Origin of the sequence: Micromonospora sp. NPDC049101 (assembly GCF_040648675.1) — a bacterium.
Taxonomy (GTDB): Bacteria; Actinomycetota; Actinomycetes; order Mycobacteriales; family Micromonosporaceae; genus Micromonospora.
Map to the genome: position 1 here is coordinate 572,163 of NZ_JBEZED010000001.1, position 21,526 is coordinate 593,688.

Annotated in this window: 26 protein-coding genes and 1 pseudogene; 9 read left to right on the plus strand and 18 right to left on the minus strand. The window is 69.0% G+C overall.

Translation table 11 applies throughout. The annotated features are described in order from the left end of the window. Window positions 1-70: 70 nt before the first annotated feature. Window positions 71-1,300, plus strand: a complete 1,230-nt coding sequence (locus tag AB0B57_RS02580; RefSeq protein ID WP_357064433.1) for an NAD(P)/FAD-dependent oxidoreductase — start codon at window positions 71-73, stop codon at window positions 1,298-1,300. Here AB0B57_RS02580 and AB0B57_RS02585 read toward each other — a convergent pair. The 4 genes from AB0B57_RS02585 to AB0B57_RS02600 form a co-directional block, all read right to left on the minus strand. Next, window positions 1,275-2,309, minus strand: a complete 1,035-nt coding sequence (locus AB0B57_RS02585) for a metallophosphoesterase (RefSeq protein WP_357064434.1) — start codon at window positions 2,307-2,309, stop codon at window positions 1,275-1,277. The two genes, AB0B57_RS02580 and AB0B57_RS02585, sit on opposite strands and share 26 nt — an antisense overlap. Window positions 2,310-2,539: 230 nt before the next feature. Further along, window positions 2,540-3,445 (minus strand): hypothetical protein, encoded by a 906-nt coding sequence (locus AB0B57_RS02590; RefSeq protein ID WP_357064436.1) that lies wholly within the window; start codon window positions 3,443-3,445, stop codon window positions 2,540-2,542. 33 nt (window positions 3,446-3,478) lie between these two features. Further along, window positions 3,479-4,276 (minus strand): SDR family oxidoreductase, encoded by a 798-nt coding sequence (locus AB0B57_RS02595; protein ID WP_357064437.1) that lies wholly within the window; start codon window positions 4,274-4,276, stop codon window positions 3,479-3,481. A gap of 45 nt (window positions 4,277-4,321) precedes the next feature. Then, window positions 4,322-5,161 (minus strand): fumarylacetoacetate hydrolase family protein, encoded by an 840-nt coding sequence (locus AB0B57_RS02600; protein WP_357064438.1) that lies wholly within the window; start codon window positions 5,159-5,161, stop codon window positions 4,322-4,324. Between the two features lie 106 nt (window positions 5,162-5,267). Between AB0B57_RS02600 and AB0B57_RS02605 the strand changes: the two genes are divergently transcribed. The 3 genes from AB0B57_RS02605 to AB0B57_RS02615 are packed head-to-tail and all read left to right on the plus strand — an operon-like array spanning window position 5,268 to window position 8,025. Continuing rightward, window positions 5,268-5,978, plus strand: a complete 711-nt coding sequence (locus AB0B57_RS02605) for a (Fe-S)-binding protein (RefSeq protein WP_357064440.1) — start codon at window positions 5,268-5,270, stop codon at window positions 5,976-5,978. Next, the gene (locus tag AB0B57_RS02610) at window positions 5,975-7,420 is read left to right on the plus strand and encodes a lactate utilization protein B (protein WP_357064442.1); all 1,446 of its coding nucleotides are present in this window, start codon (window positions 5,975-5,977) and stop codon (window positions 7,418-7,420) included. The genes AB0B57_RS02605 and AB0B57_RS02610 overlap by 4 nt, the downstream gene beginning before the upstream one ends. Further along, window positions 7,402-8,025 (plus strand): LUD domain-containing protein, encoded by a 624-nt coding sequence (locus AB0B57_RS02615; RefSeq protein ID WP_357064444.1) that lies wholly within the window; start codon window positions 7,402-7,404, stop codon window positions 8,023-8,025. The genes AB0B57_RS02610 and AB0B57_RS02615 overlap by 19 nt, the downstream gene beginning before the upstream one ends. Here the strand turns inward: AB0B57_RS02615 and AB0B57_RS02620 are convergent. The 5 genes and pseudogenes from AB0B57_RS02620 to AB0B57_RS02640 all read right to left on the minus strand — a co-directional run. Then, window positions 8,014-8,793: a hypothetical protein gene (locus tag AB0B57_RS02620; RefSeq protein ID WP_357064446.1), complete on the minus strand. Its 780-nt coding sequence runs from the start codon at window positions 8,791-8,793 to the stop codon at window positions 8,014-8,016. The two genes, AB0B57_RS02615 and AB0B57_RS02620, sit on opposite strands and share 12 nt — an antisense overlap. A gap of 147 nt (window positions 8,794-8,940) precedes the next feature. Continuing rightward, a complete protein-coding gene (locus AB0B57_RS02625) occupies window positions 8,941-9,840 on the minus strand; it encodes an ABC transporter substrate-binding protein (protein ID WP_357064448.1) in 900 nt (299 codons plus the stop codon). Between the two features lie 259 nt (window positions 9,841-10,099). After that, window positions 10,100-10,468, minus strand: coding sequence for a hypothetical protein (locus AB0B57_RS02630; protein ID WP_357064449.1), 369 nt, complete (start codon window positions 10,466-10,468; stop codon window positions 10,100-10,102). Between the two features lie 24 nt (window positions 10,469-10,492). After that, a complete protein-coding gene (locus AB0B57_RS02635) occupies window positions 10,493-10,960 on the minus strand; it encodes an alpha/beta hydrolase (protein WP_357064451.1) in 468 nt (155 codons plus the stop codon). Window positions 10,961-11,093: 133 nt separating this feature from the next. Then, window positions 11,094-11,180 (minus strand): annotated as a pseudogene (locus AB0B57_RS02640) (flavin reductase); the annotation flags it as partial. Between the two features lie 56 nt (window positions 11,181-11,236). Here AB0B57_RS02640 and AB0B57_RS02645 point away from each other — a divergent pair. The 4 genes from AB0B57_RS02645 (at window position 11,237) to AB0B57_RS02660 (ending at window position 12,968) form a co-directional block, all read left to right on the plus strand. Then, window positions 11,237-11,638, plus strand: a complete 402-nt coding sequence (locus AB0B57_RS02645; protein ID WP_357064452.1) for a lipoyl domain-containing protein — start codon at window positions 11,237-11,239, stop codon at window positions 11,636-11,638. Between the two features lie 139 nt (window positions 11,639-11,777). Next, the gene (locus AB0B57_RS02650) at window positions 11,778-11,972 is read left to right on the plus strand and encodes a hypothetical protein (RefSeq protein WP_357064453.1); all 195 of its coding nucleotides are present in this window, start codon (window positions 11,778-11,780) and stop codon (window positions 11,970-11,972) included. Window positions 11,973-11,990: 18 nt separating this feature from the next. Beyond that, window positions 11,991-12,332: a hypothetical protein gene (locus AB0B57_RS02655; RefSeq protein ID WP_357064455.1), complete on the plus strand. Its 342-nt coding sequence runs from the start codon at window positions 11,991-11,993 to the stop codon at window positions 12,330-12,332. A 129-nt stretch (window positions 12,333-12,461) separates the two neighbouring features. Next, the gene (locus AB0B57_RS02660; RefSeq protein ID WP_357064457.1) at window positions 12,462-12,968 is read left to right on the plus strand and encodes a hypothetical protein; all 507 of its coding nucleotides are present in this window, start codon (window positions 12,462-12,464) and stop codon (window positions 12,966-12,968) included. Between the two features lie 322 nt (window positions 12,969-13,290). Here the strand turns inward: AB0B57_RS02660 and AB0B57_RS02665 are convergent, their stop codons facing one another. Beyond that, window positions 13,291-13,974 carry a hypothetical protein gene (locus tag AB0B57_RS02665; protein ID WP_357064458.1) on the minus strand — a complete coding sequence of 228 codons (684 nt, stop codon included), beginning with the start codon at window positions 13,972-13,974 and terminating at the stop codon, window positions 13,291-13,293. 359 nt (window positions 13,975-14,333) lie between these two features. Here AB0B57_RS02665 and AB0B57_RS02670 point away from each other — a divergent pair, with 359 nt between their 5' ends. Beyond that, window positions 14,334-14,873, plus strand: a complete 540-nt coding sequence (locus AB0B57_RS02670) for an RNA 2'-phosphotransferase (protein WP_357064460.1) — start codon at window positions 14,334-14,336, stop codon at window positions 14,871-14,873. A 282-nt stretch (window positions 14,874-15,155) separates the two neighbouring features. Here the strand turns inward: AB0B57_RS02670 and AB0B57_RS02675 are convergent, their stop codons facing one another. From AB0B57_RS02675 to AB0B57_RS02710, 8 genes are all read right to left on the minus strand, one after another. Beyond that, on the minus strand, window positions 15,156-15,947 hold the full coding sequence (locus AB0B57_RS02675) for a hypothetical protein (protein ID WP_357064462.1): 792 nt from the start codon (window positions 15,945-15,947) through the stop codon (window positions 15,156-15,158). A 493-nt stretch (window positions 15,948-16,440) separates the two neighbouring features. Next, complete coding sequence (locus tag AB0B57_RS02680) at window positions 16,441-16,902, minus strand: hypothetical protein (protein ID WP_357064463.1); 462 nt, start codon at window positions 16,900-16,902, stop codon at window positions 16,441-16,443. Between the two features lie 160 nt (window positions 16,903-17,062). Next, window positions 17,063-17,638 (minus strand): suppressor of fused domain protein, encoded by a 576-nt coding sequence (locus AB0B57_RS02685; RefSeq protein ID WP_357064465.1) that lies wholly within the window; start codon window positions 17,636-17,638, stop codon window positions 17,063-17,065. Window positions 17,639-17,930: 292 nt separating this feature from the next. Further along, the gene (locus tag AB0B57_RS02690) at window positions 17,931-18,392 is read right to left on the minus strand and encodes a hypothetical protein (protein ID WP_357064466.1); all 462 of its coding nucleotides are present in this window, start codon (window positions 18,390-18,392) and stop codon (window positions 17,931-17,933) included. 36 nt (window positions 18,393-18,428) lie between these two features. Further along, window positions 18,429-18,980 carry a DUF6461 domain-containing protein gene (locus AB0B57_RS02695; protein ID WP_357064468.1) on the minus strand — a complete coding sequence of 184 codons (552 nt, stop codon included), beginning with the start codon at window positions 18,978-18,980 and terminating at the stop codon, window positions 18,429-18,431. Between the two features lie 366 nt (window positions 18,981-19,346). Further along, window positions 19,347-20,210, minus strand: a complete 864-nt coding sequence (locus AB0B57_RS02700; protein WP_357064470.1) for an ALF repeat-containing protein — start codon at window positions 20,208-20,210, stop codon at window positions 19,347-19,349. A gap of 283 nt (window positions 20,211-20,493) precedes the next feature. Next, the gene (locus tag AB0B57_RS02705) at window positions 20,494-21,198 is read right to left on the minus strand and encodes a transposase family protein (protein ID WP_357064472.1); all 705 of its coding nucleotides are present in this window, start codon (window positions 21,196-21,198) and stop codon (window positions 20,494-20,496) included. After that, window positions 21,171-21,392: a hypothetical protein gene (locus tag AB0B57_RS02710; RefSeq protein ID WP_357064474.1), complete on the minus strand. Its 222-nt coding sequence runs from the start codon at window positions 21,390-21,392 to the stop codon at window positions 21,171-21,173. The genes AB0B57_RS02705 and AB0B57_RS02710 overlap by 28 nt, the downstream gene beginning before the upstream one ends. Between the last annotated feature and the right edge of the window lie 134 nt (window positions 21,393-21,526).

Consider the following 21,526-nt stretch of genomic DNA (forward strand, 5'->3'; position numbering starts at 1 on the left):
TAACTTCCTTGAGAAGTTACTTCTTTGGTGGGATGACCCCGCGGAAAGCCTAGAACAGGAGCGAGTGGACGTGACTCACGCACTGATCATCGGCGGTGGTGTCGCGGGTCCGACCGCCGCCATCGCACTACGGAAAGTCGGAATCGACGCCACCGTCTACGAGGCGTACGCCACCACGGCTCACGACGTGGGTGCCAGCATGGGCATCTCCCTCAACGGTCTCGACGCGCTACGCACCCTCGACGCGCACACCGTCGTCCGCGACGCCGGCTTCCCGGTGCCCCGCGGCGTCATGTGGCTCGGCAACGGCAGACGCCTTGGCGAGGGACACACCGGCACACCGCTGCCCGACGGGACGCTCCCGATCGTCATCGGACGCCACGACCTCTACGCCGCGCTGCGTCACGAGGCCCTGCGGCGCGGCGTGCCCATCCACCACGGCAAGCGCCTCGCCCACACCGAACACCGCGGTGACCAGGTCGCCGCGGTGTTCACCGACGGCACGGAAGCTGTCGGCGACCTGCTCATCGGCGCCGACGGCATCGGCTCGACGACCCGGCGCTTCGTAGCCCCACACGCACCACGACCTCGGTACGTCGGGCTCATCGGCACGGGCGGGATCACCCGCGAGGTCACACCGCAAACCGAGCCCGGCGTGATGAACATGGTCTTTGGCAGGCGGGCGTTCTTCGCCTCCATGGCCAGCCCCGACGGCAGCGTCTGGTGGTTCGCCAATCTCCCCCGGGCCGACGAACCCACCGCAGCCGACCTCGCCGCGACCTCCGGCTCGCAGTGGCGCCAGCGGTTGCTGGAGGTCTTCGCCGGGGACAGGTCGCCGGCGGTGCCGCTCATCCGCGCGACACCGCCGGACTCCACGTGGTTTCCCCTGCACGACATGCGTGCCCCGAAGCGGTGGCACCGCGGACGCGTCGTCCTCATCGGTGACGCCGCGCACGTGAGCTCACCCAGCTCCGGTCAGGGCGCGTCGATGGCCTTCGAGGACGCCGTGCAGCTGGCCCGCTGCCTGCGGGACCGGGACGATCCGCCGGCGGCGTTCCACGCGTACCAACGGTTGCGGGCCGAACGCGTCAGCAAGGTGCTGGCGGGAGCCAGACAGGTCAACCGCAGCAAGGCGGCCACCGGCATGAGTCGAGTCCTGCGCGACGTGACGTTCCCCCTGTTCATGAGGAAGTTCAGCACCCCCGAGGCGTTTGCCTGGCTGTACGACCACCGCATCGACTTCGACCGGCCGACAGACGATCAGCCGGCCACCGTCAGCGGACCACCCCGATACCGGTGAACGACCTGTCGTACTCGGTGAACGACCGGTTGTTGTGCGGCGCGTAGATCCAGGTCCGCAGCGAGTTGGCAGCGGTGTCGACCTCGACCAGGCGGACCGGGTTGGTGGAGTTGGAGTGGAACGTCTGGAGGAACGAGTAGATCTTGTTGCCGTTGACCCCGGTGTCGACCCGGTTGCCGGCGATGCCGGTGTGCCCGGAGAAGACGAACCGGATGTTGGCGTACCGCTTGACCAGGTTGTCGAAGAGATACTGCGGGCTGGTCTCGCCGTAGCCGGCGCTCTGCTCGATGCTGCCGTTGCCGTCGATGTAGTCGTGGGTGACCACTATGACGTTGTGCCGGGGGTTGGCGGCGACAACGCTTCTGGCCCAGTTCACGGCCGCGACCCGGGGCCACAGCTCCAGGGTCAGCACCAGCCACTGCGCGCCGCCGGCCTCGAAGGTCGAGTAGGAGTTGTCGACCTTGCCAGCCTCGAACTGCCCCTTGGCCGCGCGGTACTGGCTGACGGTGAAGTACCTGTTGAACACGCTGGTGTCGCGGATGAGTTCGCGGGTGCGGGCGGGGTCGCGGGCGGAGCCGCCGGGACCGGGCGCCTGGGTGTCGTGGTTGCCGACGGCCAGGGCGTACGGGATGGCGGCATTCTCGATCGGACGCATCGCGTTGCGGGCGAGGACGTTCTGCGCGTGGTCCGCGGTGTCCCAGTTGACCACGTCACCGGAGGACGTCACGAAGCGCAGGTCGAGCGCGGACCGGTTCTGCACCAGCCAGTTCGTGCGGTTGAGGAAGCGGGTGTCGCTGCTGTTGAGCACCTCCTGCTGGGTGTCCGGCAGGACGGCGAAGCTGAACTTCGTGTCGGTGGCGTCGGCGGTCTCCAGCACCCGCCCGGAGCCGCTGACGCTCGTGGTGGCGTAACGGGAACTGCCCCACGTCCACGCGTGCGTTCCGGCGGCGTGCGCCGCGCCGCCGACGAATGTTCCCCCCGGCACGGCGAGTGCCACCGCCGCGGCCATCGCCCCGAACCTTGCCCTCGATCTTCTGATACGCACCGCTGGTCCTCTCCTGCCGACATAGGCCCAAGAACTGGACATTCGCAGCCTAGAGAGGATCGGGACGACACTGGTAAATGCGGTGAGACCTTCCTGAGTACCCGGGCCGCATTTTCCGTCGCGCACGGGTCAACCTCGCGGAGGTCGCGCCCGCCGCCCGGGGAGGCGACCGGCTCCGCCCGGTCGTGCCCGCCCTAGCGCGGGCCGCCGCGTCGACCCGCGCCGGCCGTGGAGGGCCGGTGGGCGATGCGGGGAGCCCGCACCGCCGAGGAGGTGCCGGACCCCGGGCGGAAGTCCCGGGCCGCGCTGGCCACCATCTCGTCGGGATCGCGGGTGAGCGCCTGCCGGATGTGCGCCGGCACGATCTCGCTCGTCGCCATGGCCAGGCGGACCTGGACCGAGCGGTCGTCGAGCAGCAGCGCCAGGTCGGCCTCGCCCAGCTCGACCGCACGCACCAGCGCGGCACGGACGTCGACCACCGGGTCCGCGGCGAGCGCGCTGCGCTGCGCGGCGGTGGTCCGCGGGTTGCGGGCCAACCCCTTGCGTACGCGTGCGGTGCGATCGCCCAGCAGGGCGGTGATCGCGCCCGGGTCGTGGGTATGGGTGGCGAGTCGTTCGCGTACCTCGGGTGAGACGTCGTCGACGAGCCTGGCGGCCAGCTCCGGTTCCAGGTCCCGGCGCTCGGCGAGGAGACCGCGAAGCTCCTTGTCGGATGCCTCGGACATGGCTCGGCGGACCGACTCGTCACAGGCCGGGTTGCTGGCGACCGCCCACCGGATCCACCGGTCGGCGTCCTTGACCAGACGCATCAGGTTGGCGATCGAGGCCGAGGGGTTCCTCGCCACGGCCTCCCGGACCTGACGATCATGGTCGCGGGTCAGCGGGCGCAGTGCCTGCGCGGGCGCGTCGGCCCGAGCGGCGACCGCCTTGCGGACCACGGCCGACGGGTCGGACGCCAGGTCGATGAGGGTCATCTGCGGCGTGCTGGGGTCCTGTGCGAGAGCGAGCCGTGCGTCAGCGTCGCCACCGATCGGACGGTGGTCGGTGACGTCGGACCCGCTGTGACGGTCGGGCTCGCCGACGTCCTGCTGTTTCCCCATGGGCGTAATCATGTCACGGGCCGCCGGCCACCCTCAGGAGACGACCGCTCCTGGCCCGGCGGGGGCGGGTGCGGGGGCGACCCGGGCGGGTACCCGCAGGCCGGACATGCCGCCATCCACCGGGAGCGACGACCCGTTCACCGACCCGGTGGCGGGCGACGCCAGGTAGACGACGGCGGCGGCCACCTCGTCGGCGGTCACCAGGCGGCCTGTCGGCTGGCGGGACGCGAGGTGTCGTTTCTCCGCCGTCGGATCGTCCGCACCGGCGAGCAGGCGGGCCACCCAGGGCGTGTCCACGGTGCCGGGGGCGACACAGTTGACCCGGACCCCCTCCGCCACCAGGTCGGCGGCCATGGCGAGGGTGAGGGCGTGCACGGCGCCCTTCGACGCCGAGTACAGGGCGCGTTGGGGCAGGCCGACGGTCGCCGCGATCGAGGAGATGTTGACGATCGCCGCGGCCGACGACCGGCGCAGGTACGGCAGTGCGACGGCACTCGTGCGGGCCACCCCGGAGACGTTGACGTCGAGCACCCGGCTCCACACCTCGTCGTCGTCGTCCTCCACCGTGCCCACGGCGGAGATGGCGGCGTTGTTGACCAGGATGTCGATGCCGCCGAACCGCTCGGCGACCGAGGCGACGGCCGCACCGAGGGAGGACCGGTCGGCCACGTCCGCCCGGACGCCGTGGACGCGAGGATCCTCGGGGAGAGCCGACAGGTCCAGGTCCAGTACGCCCACCCGGGCGCCGGCGGCCACGAACGCCCGCACACAGGCGTGGCCGATCCCCGAGCCACCTCCGGTCACCACCGCCACGAGACCGTCACACCGCATCCTTCTCTCCCCTCTTGAGCAGTCCTCCGAGTCGACGCACCGTCGTCAGGCGCTGCGCAGCGTGTTGCGCTGCCGGCCGAGGCTGTCGATCTCGACCTCCATCACGTCACCGGCGGCCAGGTACGGGAACCGGCCGGAGAGCGCCACACCCTGCGGGGTGCCGGTGTTGATGACGTCGCCCGGGTCCAGGACCGTGTACTGGGACAGGTGCCAGACCAGGTACGCCACGTCGAAGATCATGTCTTTCGTGCTGGAGTCCTGGCGGGGCTCGCCGTTGACCCAGGAGCGCAGCCGCAGCGCCTGCGGGTCGTCGATCTCGTCGGCGGTGACCAGCCACGGGCCGAGCGGTTGGAACGTCTCGCAGGACTTGCCCTTCGACCACTGGCCACCGGAGACGGCGAGCTGGAAGTCGCGCTCGGAGACGTCGTTGGACAGCACGTACCCGGCGATGTGCGCGGCGGCGTCGGCCGGCGAGGCGAGGTAGCGGGCCCGACGGCCGATCACCACCGCCAGCTCCACCTCCCAGTCGGTCTTCGTGGAGCCACGCGGGATCAGGACGTCGTCGTGGGGGCCGACCACGGTGTTGGGCGCCTTGTAGAAGATGATCGGGGCGGTCGGTGGCTCGGCGCCCGACTCGGCGGCGTGCGCGGCGTAGTTCTGCCCGACGCAGAGGACCACACCGGGACGGGCGATCGGCGCGCCGACCCGCTGACCGGTGACGTCGATCTCGGGCAGGTCGGCGGCCTCGCGGACGCGCCGGACGCCGTCTCCGGCGAGGAACTCCGCGTCGATGTCGGCGGTCAGCGACGAGAGGTCGAAGTGCCGCCCGTCGACGTACAGGACGGGGCGTTCCCGGCCGACGGGGCCGACGCGCATGAATCTCACGAACCATCCTCCGGTGCCTGGTGGCGGCAGAGCCGTTTCCGATAGGATCTTGTTCGCCAGTGTGTACTCGCTCACACCAATACAGTCAAGGCGGGTCGACGCCGCCATGCGGATTGCCCTCTTCATCACCTGCGTCAACGACCTCGCCTATCCGGCCACCGGCATCGCGGTCACCCGCGTCCTGCGGCGGCTCGGCCACACCGTCGACTTCCCCACCGGCCAGACCTGTTGCGGGCAGATGCACGCCAACACCGGTTATCGGTCCGAGGCGATGCCGATGGTGCGCCACTTTGTCGACGTCTTCGACACCTACGACGCCGTCGTCGTGCCGTCCGGGTCGTGCACCGCGATGATCCGCGACCAGTACCCGCGGCTGCACCCGCCCGCCACATCGGTGGCCGGCCGCACCTACGAGCTGTCCGAGTTGCTCGTCGACGTCCTCGGCGTCACCGACGTCGGTGCCGAGTTCCCGGAAACGGTGACCTACCACCCCACCTGTCACGGCCTGCGGCTGCTGCGGCTGGGTGACCGGCCGCTGCGACTGCTGCGCGAGGTACGCGGCATCCGGCTGGTCGAGCTCGGCGACGCCGAGGAGTGCTGCGGTTTCGGCGGCACCTTCGCCCTGAAGAACCCGGACGTCTCCACCGCGATGCTCACCGACAAGTGCGCCCGGGTCGGCGAGACCGGGGCCCGGGTGCTCGCCGCCGCCGACAACTCCTGCCTGGCACACATCGGCGGTGGCCTCGCCCGGCACCGGTCGGGCGTGCGGGCCCTGCACTACGCCGAGATCCTCGCCGCGACGGGGGCCACCTCGTGACGCGCCCGGTCGCACCGGCCACCGGAGCCGGGCGGATCCGCACCCCGCTGCCCTTCCCCACCGCGGCGAAGCCCGCCGTCGCCGACACGCAACTGCGGGCCAACCTGCACCGGGCCACCCGCACGATTCGTGGCAAGCGCGCCCGGGTGGTCGACGAGGTGCCCGACTGGGAGGCTCTGCGCGACGCCGGCTCGGCGATCAAGGCGGACGTCCAACGGCGGCTGCCGGAGCTGCTGGAGCAGTTCGAGGCGTCCGCCACCGCTGCCGGCGCCACCGTGCACTGGGCCCGGGACGCGGCCGAGGCCTGCCGGATCGTGGTCGAGCTGACCCGGGCCGCCGGGGCCGACGAGGTCGTGAAGGTCAAGTCGATGGCGACCCAGGAGATCGAGCTCAACGAGGCCCTGGAGGCGGCCGGGATCGCCGCGTACGAGACCGACCTGGCCGAGCTGATCGTGCAGTTCGGCGAGGACACCCCCTCGCACATCCTGGTGCCGGCGATCCACTACAACCGGACGCAGATCCGGGAGATCTTCCTCCGCCGCATGCCGGACGCGCCGGCCGACCTCAGCGACGAGCCGGCCGCCCTGGCCGAGGCGGCCCGCGCGCACCTGCGACGGCGGTTCCTCTCGGCCCGGGTCGCCGTGTCCGGGGCCAACTTCGCCATCGCCGACACCGGCACGCTCGTGGTCGTGGAGTCCGAGGGCAACGGGCGGATGTGCCTCACCCTGCCGGAGACGCTGATCAGCGTCGTGGGCGTGGAGAAGCTGCTGCCGACCTTCACCGACCTGGAGGTCTTCCTGCAACTGCTGCCGCGCTCCTCGACCGGCGAGCGGATGAACCCGTACACCTCGATGTGGACGGGCGTCACCTCCGGTGACGGCCCGCAGGACGTCCACGTCGTGCTCGTCGACAACGGGCGGTCCGCGGTGCTGGCCGACCCGGTCGGGCGGCCGGCGCTGTCCTGCATCCGCTGCTCCGCGTGCCTCAACGTCTGCCCGGTGTACGAGCGGGCCGGCGGGCACGCGTACGGCTCGGTGTATCCAGGGCCGATCGGCGCGATCCTGTCGCCCCAACTGACCGGTGTGGCCGACAACGCCTCGCTGCCGTACGCGTCCACGCTCTGCGGCGCCTGCTACGACGTCTGCCCAGTGAAGATCAACATCCCGGAGATCCTGGTCCACCTCCGCCAGCAGGCCCCGCATCCACTGGCGGAACGCGCCACCATGCGCGTCCTGTCCTGGGTGATGCGCAGCCCCCGACGCTGGGCCGCCGCCCTGCGCCTGGCCCGCACCGGCGCGGGCCCGCTCGGCGCGTACCGTGAGCGGCGCACCGGCGCCCGCACCCTGCGCCGGCTGCCCTGGCCCGCCTCGGCGTGGACCCGCTCACGGGACCTGCCGCTGCCCGCGCCGCAGACCTTCCGGGAATGGTGGGACCAGCAGTGACCGCCCGCGACGAGATCCTGGCGCGACTCCGGACGGCCCTGGCCGACGACCCGCCCCCGGTGGCGGTGCCCCGCCGATACCGCCGGGCCGACCACCGCGCCGACCTGGTCGAGGTCCTCGTCGACCGCCTGGTGGACTACCGGGCGACAGTCCACCGTGGGCTCGACGCCCTGGCCGGGCTGCTGGCCGAGGTCGACCGACTCGCCGTCCCCACCGACGTCCCCGCCGACTGGCTGGCCGGCCACACCGGGCAGCTACACCGCGACGCTCCCCCGCTGACACCGGCCGAGCTCGACACGATGGACGCGGTCCTGACCGGTTGTGCCGTGGCGGTCGCCGACACCGGCACCATCATCCTCGACGCCGGCCCGGCGCAGGGGCGGCGCGCGCTCACCCTGGTGCCCGACCGGCACATCTGCGTCGTCCGCGCCGACCAGGTCGTGGGCCTGCTGCCGGAGGCGCTGACCCGACTGGACCCGCGCGCGCCCCAGACCTGGATCTCCGGCCCGTCCGCGACGAGCGACATCGAGCTCAACCGGGTGGAGGGGGTGCACGGCCCACGCCGACTGGAGGTCGTGCTGGTCGGCGGCGCCTCAGGGGCGTGACGCCACGGCCCGCAGTCGTCGCCGTCGCCGCGACACCAGCAGCACCCCGGCCGCGACCACCAGTGCCCCGCCGACGAGAGCCGTGACCCCGATCCCCGGCAGGCCCGGCGGGACGGCGGCACCGCTGCCACGGCGGGTGCTGACCACGGCCGGCGTGCCGTCGAGAATCCAGTCGTGCGAGTCCTCCCCCGAGCCGTACACCGCGCGTTGTCCGTCCGGGCCGGTGGCCGCCGCACGGTACGCGGGGTTGAGGTCGGTCAGCGTCCGCACCGCGACGGTGGCCGTGTGGACCGGCCCGGGGCAGGTGTAGTCGACTGTGGCACCGGCCCTGGCCAGGGCTGTCGACTCGGCGAGCACGCCGAGGCAGCGACGCTCGCCGACGGCCACGGTGATCTGCTTGAGCAGGTACGCGGAGAACCGCTCCGACGACGCGATCACCGCGGGGTCGGTCGTTCGGTAGTCGACCGCGCCGTCGAGCAGGACGCGGTCGGGCGGCAGCAGGCCGAGCGAGACGCCGAGCAGCGTCAGGTCGTCGGGTCCGCCGACGCGCCACCGTACCCGGACGACCTCTGGCCGCTGGTCGTCGCGCGCGACGGACACGGTCTGCGGGTCACCGGACGGGTGCCCGGACGCCGTGGCCGGCACGGCCAGGACCGTCGCGGTGACGGCGAGCACCGCCAGCGGGAGGGCTGTCGCCGCGCTGCGTCGACGACGTCTGGGCAGGGGCACGAAACGCTCCGGGATGGCGGCGGCAGGGATCGTGTCCACCGTGTCGAACGCGCGGAAACGGGCAGCTCCGGGCGGGTGTTCGGCACCAGACCGCGACGTGAACAACAGTTGGTGATCGCCATGACGCGCGACCTCGGTAGGTGCCAACCCCGCCATCACGGTCCTCGCCGCTCAGGGGCGGCAGGGTCAACCGACGTCGAGGGGGACCCGCCGAGCGCGGGAGTCGAAACGGCCAGCGAGGATGCCGGCGAGGATCTCCGCGCCGTCGACGACCCGCGGGCCGGGGCGGTTGAAGTAGGCAGGCCCGTCGACCACCCACACCTGCCCCTGACGAACCGCGGGCAGGTCCGCCCAGCCGGGTTGGGCCGCCGCCACCGACACCTCGGCGAAGGTGCGCTCCGGCGTGAACCCGCACGGCCCGAACACCACCACCTCGGGAGCGAGGTCGGCGACCACCGACCACCGGTGCGGGGTGCTGTGCGCGCCCGGCCCGAGCAGCAGCGACCGCCCACCCGCGTAGGCGATCTGCTCCGGCACCCAGTGCCCGCCGGGCATCAACGGGTCGAGCCACTCGACGAACAGCACCGTCGGCGCGCCAGTCACCGGTCCCGGCAACGCGGCGAGGCGACGCCCGGCGTCGGCGCGGATCTCCGCCGCCCTGCCCTCGGTGCCGGTCAGCGCGGCCACGGCATCGACCGTGTCCAGGATGCCGTCGATGGTCCGCGCCTCCAGGGACACCACCCTGGTGTCGAGATCGATCAGACGCACCGCGTCGTTGACCCGCTCGTAGGAGACCGCGCACACATCGCACAGATCCTGGGTCAGGATCAGATCCGGCTTCAGGTCCTCCAGCATGGCGACGTCGAGCTGGTACAACGACGATCCCCGGTGCGCGTCACCGGCGATCGCCGCCGAGATCTCCCGGCTCCTCAGGGCCTCGGGCAGGGAGGTCGCGGTCACCGCCGGGATGTCGGCCAGGGCCCCCGGCGGCCAGTCACACTCATGGGTACGCCCGACCAGATGCCCGGTCAGGCCAAGCATGGCCACGATGTCGGTGGCCGCCGGCAGCAGGGAAACGATGCGCACAACCGCCTGCCTACCAGGCACGACCGAGCCACGTCCACTCCCCTTCGACACCATGGCGGCGATCAGCGGCCGCCGGCAGCCTGGTCGAGCAGATCGGTGGGAGCCCGCACGATCAACCCGGGTCTGTCAGAGAATCAGTTCACGACCTCCTGGTTGTGCTGTCCAGGGAGGCTGGCCGAGGTTGTGTGACGACACGGTTTGAGGTCACCTGGCGGGCGCGCGGTCGACGGCAGAGGCGGATGCGGATCGACGGCATCGGTCAGGCGAGGAAACGGTGCAGCACGTTTGTCAGGGCGTCGGGGTTTTCCTCGGCGACATGGTGTCCGGACCGGATCGGTTCGCCGCGTAGGTCCGCGACCCAGGGCCGCCAGACGGCGAGTGGGTCACCATAGAGATCTTCCATGTCGTCACGGGTCGACCACAGGAACAACGTCGGACAACGGACGGTACGCCCGGCACGCCGGTCGGCCTCCTCATGCTCCCGGTCCACGCCGAGGCCGGCGCGGTAGTCCTCCAACATTGCCCGCACGGTCGCTTGATCGTGGATGGCCTCCCACAGCTCCCGGTAGTTCTCGGCCCCCATCCGCTCCGGGTCGGCACTGTCGTACCAGGCGTCGGGATCGGCCATGATGGCACGCTCCGGCTTCTCTGGCTAGGCGAAGAAGAACCAGTGGTACCAGTCCCGAGCGAACCTCGCGTCGCATCGGGCGAGGGCCTCGCTGATGGGTACGCCGTCCATGACCACCAGCCGGCTGACCGCGTCGGCGTGATCGAGCGCCAGGCGCAACGCCACATAACAACCGCGGTCGTGCCCGACAGCGGCGAACCTCGGATGGCCGAGCGCGTTCATCAGACGGAGCATGTCCCCGGCCACCGCGCGCTTGGACTGCTGGTAGTGGTCGGGGCGGATCCGCGCCTTTCCGGACTGTCCGTAGCCACGCATGTCCGGGCAGACCACCGTGAAGCCGAGATCCACCAGTCGCGGCGCGACCCGGTGCCACGTCGATCCGGTACGCGGATGCCCGTGGACGAGCAGGACCGGTGGACCCTGTCCGACGTACCGGACCCGCAGCTCCACTTCACCGACGTCGACCCGCTCGTCTGTGAAACCTTCGAACATGCGCAGGAGGTACCCCAGCGTCTCCTGCCTGCAACCTCCGCTCATCGGCAGGGCCGTCTCGGGCGGTGAGCGTAAGACGGTTGCGGATTTGAGCGAGGGACAGGAACGGCGCGGTCACGTTCACACCACGGCCCTGGACAGCGTCGACGAGTTGGGCGGCCAGGTAGATGGCCAGGGAAACCGGGGCTCGTTCGTACTCGGCTCGCAACTCCCGGCGGCGCCGGCGCCCTCGCTGAGCGGCCGGCGGGGTCCAAGAAGTCAGCCATAATCTGGGGAGTGAGATTGCTGCATGCGGTGTGGAACATTGTTGCGCCACTGGTCGGGCTCGCGCTTGTGATCGCCCTCGCAGTTGATGCTCGCAGGCGTCACCTTGCGCGAGCCGCTGTGGACGCACGGCCTTGGCCAGATCTGCCCAGGGGCACAATGCCGGTCGAGATGCCTCAATTGGGTCAGGGAGTCACGAGTGCAACGGTCATCCGGATCATGAAACACGCGGGCGAGCTGGTGCAGATTGGTGACGTGGTAGCGGAAGTGTCGACCGACAAGGTCGATACAGAAATCCCGGCAACAGTCGCCGGACTGATCGTGGCTGTGTTCGTTGGCGAGGGCGATGTGGTTCGGGTTGGATATCCGCTGCTCGCCGTGACCCCGTCAGCGGTGGCCAGACAGCAGATGTAGTCCTGAGGCCCCGCCGCCCCAACCCGCTGACCGGCGAGGAGATCATCCGGCTGCGAGGTGCCCGCCCGGCCGGACCACCCCACAACTCGCCACCGGACCCACCGGGGTGCAGCGGCGGGCCACCAACAGCGGAGTCGTCATGGTCGTCGGCCAGAAGATCGCCCTCGGCCGCGTGCACGCCGGCAAGACCGTCACCATCGACGTCACCGACACCACCCTCACGGTCGAATGCGACGATGGCCCCCGCACGTTCCGGCGGACCAACGACCAACCGGTCCGCAGCATCAAAGCCCACCGACCACGCAAGACCGACCATCTCCCGGTCGGATTCTGATCTTCAAAGAGGGGTGGCGTGGACCGCTTCGAGGGCCACTGCTGGCTGGACTGGTGGGCCAACACCTCCACCCTTCTCGGCAGTGTCGAAGTAGCCGTCGTGATCACCGCCAGCGACGCTGGCTGGGACGCCCACGGCCGCCTGGTCAGTACCACCGACGAGGACCGCGACGGCTTCGCGTTCCTCTGCGACCAAGACTCCGTCTTCACACTTCGCTTCGAAGACGGAAGCACCGTCGCCGTCACCGTCCACCCCACCGACGACCACCGCCGGTTCACCCTCACCGAATACACCGGGCCAACGCGTCGCCCAGTCGAGCATCACATCGATCTAACCCAACTCCAAGCCCGTCTACGATGAACCCTCCGAATCTCCCGCTGCGCTTGATCATCCTTCTGTCCATGTTCCGGACCTTACTGACCCCGCTCGGCAAGCAGGCCATGCCTCACACAGGGCAGCCAACTAGCCATGACTTCCTACGCTGACCTGATGCTTGTAGCGGAAGACCCGAAGATCACCGATTGGATGCAGGCTTGGGGAAGCATTGCGGGTCTGGTCATGTCCACGATTGCCGTACTCTTGACCGGACTCCTCTTTCGCCATGAGATCCGTGTCCGCCGAGAAGAAAGAAGAGCCTCCGAGGCTACTCAAGCTCGGCTCGTTCTGCCCCTACTAACGCAGTTCACAAATGAAGTAGGTCGAGACTCCGGCGAATACAAGTCTGTACGATGGCAGGTCACCAATCACAGCGACGCGCCCATTTTGGCACTGACTGCCGAGCTTCGACTTAGAGATTACACGTCAGCAGTATCTCAAACGGACACCATTCCAGTGCTGTCCGGCACGCTCGAAGGAAGCTTTCCCTTCGACGAACCTTTCTGGAATTCTTTCGGCCAGCATCCGGCGAAAATATTCTCTATCGCTATCCACTTCACCGATTCTGACGGTCTAAATTGGACGAGAGTCGACTACGATCCTCCCCAACGCGCCGAGTAGCTCTTAGCGTCCGACTCTGCGTGACGAAGGAAATATGCTGGTACCGAACAATCGACCGCTTCGGTGTGTGCTCTCGGCAAGCCGCTTGGATTGGGTGTCGTACGAGTTCGTCCAGACTGGTGGCGCTCGTGCTGGTCGGGCTCGGTTGGCACGGTTGCTGTACATCGCCGCGATACTTCACCAGGCACTCGGCCGGCATCCGCTAATGGCGTTCCACACACCGGACACGGGCTCCCCGATGCCTTCGCTCGCAGGTGGGCTCGGGCGGTGAGGGTGAGGCGGTTGCGGATTTGAGCGACGGACAGGAACGGCGCGGTCACGTTCAACCCAACCCGAGGCTGATGGCGAGTTGGGTGATGGTCGCTGGAGCGTCCGAGTCGCGGGCCACGTGAGCAACCACCTCGCGTACCGCCGGTCGGTGGCGGACTTCGGCGGGTGCGATGCTGTCGGCCTGCATCAGTAGCCGGGCTGCGTCGGTGTGGTCGGCGGCTTGGAGGTGAGCGCGGGCCGCGTCGACAAGGTGAGCCGCGCGGTGCTCCACGGGCAGCCACCGCCATCCGTCCCGCCCGATTGCTTTGTCGTGCCGGACGAGCACCTCCGGACCATCGCCCAGCTCGACGGCAGCGGCGACCCGAGCCAGTTCGACAGCGGTCGGCCCGAACGCGGTGTGGTGATGGTCGTGGCCCTCGCCGACTCGGGTGGCCATGTCGGCGGCTTCGTCCAGCAGGTCAGCGGTGGCGCGGTCATCGCCGGAGGTGGCGGCAATCAGAGCTGCCTGCACGAGCAGGGCGCCGCACAGCGACACCTCCTGAGGTTCGCCAGTGTCGGGGTCGGGTGGGGCGATCTGGTAGGCGGCGGCCAGCATCACCGACCTCACCCGCCCCGATGTCCGGAGGACCTGGCCGAGCCGCACCGCCGCGCACCCCAGCGAAGTCCGGTCACCGGTGGCCACGGACATGGCCCGGTCGGCGGCCAGCCAGGCAAGGTGGGCCTCATCCAGTTTCACCAGCAACGTGGGCTGCCGGCCAGTGTTTGGTTGGCGACAGCGCTGGCTCTCCCGCAGCCGCTTCGGTCGATCGGGCAGCACGCTCACGATCACCGCGCCTTGCCAGCGACAGACGAGGGTGCTCCTGCTGGATTCGTGCCGATTCGCTTGCGCCATGCTGGTTCCCGTCGATCACCCGGGCACTGCGGTCGGCCTCCTTGAGGGTCCCGGGACGCGACGATCTTCGGATGGCCCGCCTTACCAGTAGACAGGTCGGAGCCGGCCGGCCGTACCCGACAGGCCCACCCGCGGAAGACCAGGGTTCGGTGTCGTCGGAAAACCTCTCGATTCGAGCGACGGGGGTCGACCACAATACGACCGTGGAACGCGAGCACCTGGTGAAGTTGAGCAAACGGATGTCGAAGGCGCTGCGGCACGATCCTGACCGGGTCGGCCTGGTGCTCGACCCGGCCGGTTGGACTCCCGTCGACGCCCTGCTCGCCGCCCTACGGATCGAGCGGGCCGAGCTGGACGCGGTCGTCGCCGGCAACGACAAGCAGCGGTTCGCTGTCGAGCGCGGCACCGACGGGGTGCTGCGGATCCGGGCCAACCAGGGTCACTCGGTCCCGGTGGACCTCGGGCTGCCCCCGGTGACCCCACCGGACCGGCTCTATCACGGCACCAGCGCCGGTGCGCTGGAGTCGATCCGGGCCACCGGTCTGCACCGCGGTGGCCGGCACCACGTCCACCTTTCCGCCGACACCGAGACCGCCCACCGGGTCGGCACCCGACGGGCCGGCCGGGTCGTGATCCTCACCATCGACGCGGCGGCGATGGCCGCCGACGGGCACGTGTTCCACCGCAGCGCCAACGGCGTCTGGCTCACCGACACGGTCCCTGCCAGCTATCTGCTCGCCTAACCCTGGCCAGTCCTGGACCGCTGTTTCCGGCGGAGTGCGTGCGGCTCGAACGGGATGCGACACCAGACATCCGGCTCGGCGGTAGTGCCCCGGCAGCCCTCAACGTTTTGCTCCCACAACGGCGCTCCCGTCTGGGGGTCCAGTCGAACCAGACGCGAGTGTCGCTCCGCGACAAGAAGCGCACCGGACGCCGCCGCGCTCGAACGCAGGTGCAGAAGCCGTGACCACAGCACCTTCAGCCGTTGATCCACGAGTCGAGTGTCGCGCACGGTCCCGAGTGGGCTACGTGCCGGCGGCCTGCCGCAAGAGTTCGAACATGAGCTGGTTGTGCGGCTTCAGGGCCCCCCGGCTCTTGTAGTCCGCCTCGCGGAACAGCAGTTGCCGCTGACCGTTGCCGACCTCCCGGTCGAGCATCCGCCGCAACGACCGCTCCACCCGGGCGTTGACGTCATCCGCCGGCCGGTCGGCCAACAGTGACAGGGCACGGTGCAGGGCGGCCTCGGCGTTCGGCACGTACAGGTAGTCCGGGCCGCCCGGCAGGCGCTGCCGAGTCAGGTCCACGCCGAAGCGGAACGCCGTATCGACCAGGTCGGCAGCGGAGAAATCATTGCCGTGAAACTCGTTGGACTCCCGCAGCACAAGCTCCCGATACCCCGGCGGTTCCACCCGCCCCTGCCTCGCCAGAAACGCCAGATCGCTGGCGAACCGCTCCGCGGAGCCGGGCAGAATGCCCCAGAACGTCGTCGACCTGATCCGCCCGGTGAAGACGCAGTCGACAAGCTCCAAATGGCCCGCCGTCAGATCACGGATCTCCGCGTCGCGAAAGGTGCAACCAACAAGCCGGGAGTAGCCAGCCACTCCGGTCAGTACCGCACCGTCGAAGGAACACTCGACGTACTGCGACAACTCCATACCCGCGCCGAGCGCGACGTCCTGGAACCGCAATCCGTCGAAGCGGCACCGCTCGAAACGGGCACCGACGCCAACGAGCCCAGTCAACCCCTGACCGGAAAAGTCGACCCCCACAATTTCCTCGTGCTCGACGATCAACCGGTTGCCCTGCTCACCTGCCACGATCTGCCCTTACCACTCGCATCCGCTACTTCTTCCAGCTGTACAAGGCGTAGTCGCACGTCTCGTAACCGAGGCCTTCTCGACGTGCCGCTTCTTCGAGGCCTGGTCAACTGGATCAGCTTGCCGGTCAGTGTGTCGAGGAAACCGGCCCGACCCAGCGATAGACGAGAGGCGCTACGGCGCGCCGTGGCGGCCGGCGCCGCTGCCATCCAGGTCGTGTCCAAACCGGCACTGCCGGTCGCGAACAGTACCTTTGAACAGAACGGCTTCAGGCAGGAGGCCCGGGGATCCACGCCGGGCGTTCCATTCCTAACCCCCAGCTCCCGCCTCAGTGGAGTGCCGGCAATACGGCGCACGGCGGCGGTATGCCCGGGACGACCAGGCGCACTGTCGTCGGCAAGGTCGCGCCTCGCGCGTCGACTGTTACTCAAACTGACGCCTGGTCGGCGGCAGATGAGCGCACCGAGTTCGTCCCCCACGCACCACGGATCCGTCAGGGCGGTGCTGGCGACCAGCCCTGTTCGGCAAGCCGCTGCCCGATGACAGTGGCGATGGCCCGAGACCTGGCCGCTCCCTCGGCGTCGGACAAGCGCACAGCGACCTCTGCCCAGTAATGCAAAGCGAAGATAACCAGGTTCCATTGGACGTTGGTTAGCACCATCGTCGCCGTTTGTCCAGAAGCCGGCCATGTTCGGAAGCCCTCGGCATCATGTGGCCACCCCGGAATCTGGTCCCACCCCGCCTGCCGAATGCTGCTACCCAGCTGGGCCACCGTCGGCAGTCGCGTCGTCTCTGTCTCCGCTTCGGCATCCCACCTCGGCAGTTCCTCCCGGCCGTCGGGAACAGCACCATCGATGGCCGACTGGACGTGGCTGTCCATGGTCCCGTCGATAAGCAACCAGTCGCTGATCAGCACCTGGATCGAGTACGCCGCGTGTTGCGAGGCAGCCGTCATGCCCCGATCATGACTTGCGGGTACGACACTCTGATGCTCTTGTCATCCAGCGCGGGAACCGACCACGCGCGGAGATCGACTCTGACCTTCGGAAACGTGGAGCCGCAGGTAGAGCGCCGGTTGTCCGGCGCCGCTCCCGGCCCGTCGGCGGATCGCCAGCTCAGGCGACCGACGGGCGGCCGATGTCGAAGATGTCTATCTGCGCACGTTCGAACAGGTCTTCCAAGGCGTCAGCGCCGTGCCGCCGCCGGTAGTCCGCCTCCCCTTCGGAGATCGGCAGAGCCAACAGCCAAGCCACTGTCTTGTCGCCCACCACCCGGGAGGGCAATTCGTCTTCCCAGAGGAAGGGCGGTGCCAGGAGGAGGTGGTTGAGGGCCGTCTCCAGGTGCGCGGAGACCACCCCGGGAAAGACCGCGCCGGGCTCACAGCGCCAGCCCGAGTTGATTACCTGGAAAGCAGCCCGGGCAAGCACCTTCGGATAAGCGGCAATGTCGTTGTAGCAGACCCCGACGAGTTCCACCCCCAGCGGGGGAACGACCCGTCCGGGCAAAGGCGTATCCGACAACCCGATGGTCGCGTAGGACGTCACCCCCTCCTGCGGCTGGCCGGCACTGGTCAGGATCTCGACGTGTGACTCGTGGCTGCCATCCCAGAAGCGGGTGACCCTCGGCCGTCCGCCGAAGACCGCCCCCACCGTCCGCGCTAGAGACCTATTCGCCTCGGTCACCTCTGCCACGCCGCCACCCTACGGACCCAGGTAAAGATCATGTCCTCACCCTCGTGGGGCGCCGTGACGTCACCGACGTTGATCAACGCGCCGCCGTCGCCCAGCAGCGAAACGGTGGTGGGCAGTGTGACCGCGGTACCGCCGACCAGGGTGGGCAGGTAGACCTTGGCCCTCTGTCTCGGCTAGACGGATCGCGGCGTCGCTTGAGCTGCCGTTGGTACGCGGCCGAATCGGCGGCCAGGTTGGCGTGAAGCGCCTGAATCGCGGCCTGGGTGGCCGACGGTTCGCTCCGGGTACACGGTCAGGACTCAGTCGGAAGCGAACGGTCCCTCGGTCCGGACGGACCGAAGTCCGGACCGGTCAGGTCGACCGTGACGGAAACCCCGGAACTGGAGAGGAAGCCGGCTTGCGTACCGGCGACATTGATCTGGACGAATGGGTTCGCGTTCTCAAGGTAGACGACCCACATCAATTCCCGGCTCTGGTCGAGGCGAGCGAAGAACCCCTCGGATCCGTAGGACCCCTCCCCGCAGCAGAGGTAGCCGGAGCGGTCGGGCAGCTCGCGCTCCCCCGTCACCATGATCGAGGTCGTCTCCTCCGGGTCCGAGTTGAGGAACGCCTCGAGGTTGAAGGACTCCAGCAGCGCCAGCCCACCGGAAACCATCTCGTCAACGCGCACATCCCGGGCCGAGCCGTCCGACCGATACAGGCCGTCCCGGATCGGCAGGCTCTCCGCGAGCCACAGTCGGGTGATCGCTTCCATCACTCTCCATTCGTGGAGGCGACGTCAGCCGGATCTTCAGCGTCGGCCGGCCGGCTCGTTGTGCCTGCTCAGGGCGGTGGCGAGCAGACCATCCAGGGTTGCACGGTCCAGGCCGGCCCCGACCTCGTCGCCCACCACGGCAAGCGCCGCGACGATCCTGGAGTTCGCAGGCAGGAGGGCCGCGATCCGTGGCCGTAGCGGTCCATCCACGTAGACGGCCCCGCCGGGCTCGAACATCTCCATCGTCCGCCCGCCGACGATGTCACGCACGATAACCATCCCGTCGCCGCTCTTGACGACCTGCAGCATTCGCGTGCCTTCCGACAGGCGGGTGATCGCCGACGTCCTGTTCGCGATCGGGGCCCGGTCCTCGAAGCAGAAAACCCAGTTGCCGAACGCGCCGAGTCGGATCAGCGCCCCGGGCCCGCTGATTGGGTGGGCCTGCTCCGCCTCGGCCAGTGTCATCAGCGTCAGGGAGTCGGCGCCGAGCGACGCCGCGACTGCGGCCGGTTCTCGATTCTGCACGAAGGTGAGGCAAAAGCCCGCAAAGCGCTCCTGCCCCGCCCACCTCCACTGTTCCACGTCCACCTGAGCAGGGTATGGGCCGTTTGTGCTTGGGGTGAACCGGCTTGTTCGGGTCACACTTCCCGATCAGGCGACATAGAGAGCTACCCCCCTGCTCCCCGGCTCCCCCGATCCCCGCTCGTGACCGGGCTGCGGCCACCGGAGCGGAGACGGAGAGTCCCGCAGGTGTTCTCAACAGATCGCCGTTACTGGCCTGAGCGGATGCGACCAGACCGTCCTGGTCGACCTGGTCGACGCCGCCAGCCTGGAGCGGGTCAGCCGACTAACCACCTGTCGTGCCCGCCGAGAGGGTGGGCCGCCCCCGCATGGTGCGGCCCACCCGAGCCCGTCGTCCACAGCCGACGAAGACACCCGACGGACTCCGAGACGTCAGGCCGACGCCGCTGGCTGATACGCGCAGTCGAGCGCACGCGCGACGTACAGACCGTGGTTGAGGTAAGTCAAAAGGGCATCGATGGTCCCGTCGTCGAGCGCCACCTGCGCGGCCGCCCGCACGTTCTCCCCACCCTTCGGCATCGTCTGGTTCGCCGCGATCCGCAGGTCCGTAGTCCAGCTGACCCACAGGCCCGTCTTGAGGAACGCACGGAGATCGCCCGCAGTGCCGTCCAGCCCCACCTGGATCCGGCCGGGCAACGTGGTCAACGAGTCCCTGACCGCCGCAGCCATGATCTGGTTGGCCAGGACCCGCACCTCGGTGTCCGAGGCAATATCGAGGTCGACGGTGACAAGCTCGCGAACATCCGTGAACAGCTTGAGGGACCCCGCGTCGAGCGCACGCGCGATGTAGAGGCCGTGGTTCAGGTAGGTCAGAAGGGCATCGATGGTCCCGTTGTCGAGCGCCACCTGCGCGGCCGCCCGCACGTTCTCCCCACCCTTCGGCATCGTCCGGTTCGCCGCGATCCGCAGATCCGTAGTCCAACTGACCCACAGGCCCGCCTTGAGGAACGCACGGAGATCGCCCGCAGTGCCATCCAACCCCGCCTGGATCCGGCCGGGCAACGTGGTCAACGAGTCCCTGACCGCCGCAGCCATGATCTGGTTGGCCAGGACCCGCACCTCGGTGTCCGAGGCGGTATCGAGGTCGATCGTGACAAGCTCGCGAATATCCGTGTACACGATCGCCTGGCAGGATGCTTCGGCGGCCCCGAGCGATCTGGTTTGAGCCACCGCCGATGTCGCCGGGGCCAGGAGGGCCAGTGCCAGGAGGATGCCGGCGGCAATCTTTAGTCGCATGTGGACCAATTGTTCCCTTCGCTCACGTGGATGATCTTCAGTGCGAAACATACAAGGTTTCCGAGATCCGCACGGACCCCTGCGCCTGCCTGAGCCCCTAGAGCACCGGCCCCGCCGGTTGGCCGAGCGCAGCCCGGGAGCAGCAGGCCCCGACAACTTCGCTGTACACGAGAAGGGCAAGCCGGTCAGGCCAGGCTTGGTGCGAGGTCAGACGGCTTGCTGACGCGCTTGCCGGCTCGGTGCGGCCGGCACGGTTGCTGCACTTCGCTGCGGTACTGCTGGGTCAGACGAGCCGCTGGATGCTGACCTTCGGGCGCTCGTTACTTAAGGGGTGTCTCGTAACTGAATGAAGGCGTTGCCCTGGGCCGGACCCGGTGGTCAGCCGGTGAGGATGATGTTGTGGAGGTTGGCGATGCCGGAAGCGGCTTCGGCCAATGTGTGGCCGGCGCGGCGGTAGTCGCGCAGGATCTTGAAGCACTTCATCCTGGCCAGAGCGTGTTCGGCCCCTGCCCGGACCGTGCGGTGATCGATGTTGAGGTCTTGCTTCCAGGCTGGTAGATCGCTGCCGTCGGTGGGCTTGCGGTACGGGATGATCACTTCGGGGGTTGCCGCGGTAGCCGCCGTCGGCCATGACCGGCCTCCCGTTCAGCTTTTCGGCGATGCCCGAGGTGCGGTAGACGATGGTGTCGATGCGGTTGCCGGGCTGCGGGTCGCCGACGGCGACGACCAAGCGAGTGGAGGCGTCGATGGCGTCCTGCAGGTTCGTCGAGTACCGGTAGTTCTTGCTCCGGGCGGCCAGGCGGTGATCACGGGTCGGGATCAGCGTCCCGTCGACGATCGCGATCTGCTCGACCGGCCGTTTGCGCGCCGGCCCCAAGGCCAGCAGCTGGCCGAGGGTGTCGATGACCCGGTGGGCGGCGGAGTGCGACACCCCGAACAGCGGGCCAATCTGGCGCATGATCAGGTTCGTGCGCCAGTAGGTGGCCACCAGCAGTACCCGGTCGGAGAGGTCCAGGGGCCCACTGGCCGGCCTGGTCGGCCGTCGGCGATGGCGTCCCCGCCGCGTTCGGCGACCAGTCGGACCAGCTTGCGGAACTGGGCCGGTTGCAGCCCGGTGAACGGGAAGATCCACTCAGGGCCGGCTGCGGTGATCACCTGCACCCAGGCATCCTCGATGACCATCCTCAGCAGACAGACACCGGGGTTACGCGACGTCCCTTAGCCGGTGGCTCGATCGCCTTCCTTCCCGTCGACCTGTCCAGCATGGCCGAGACGCGGCAGGTCATCGAGCACATCCTTACCGAGAACCACGTCGT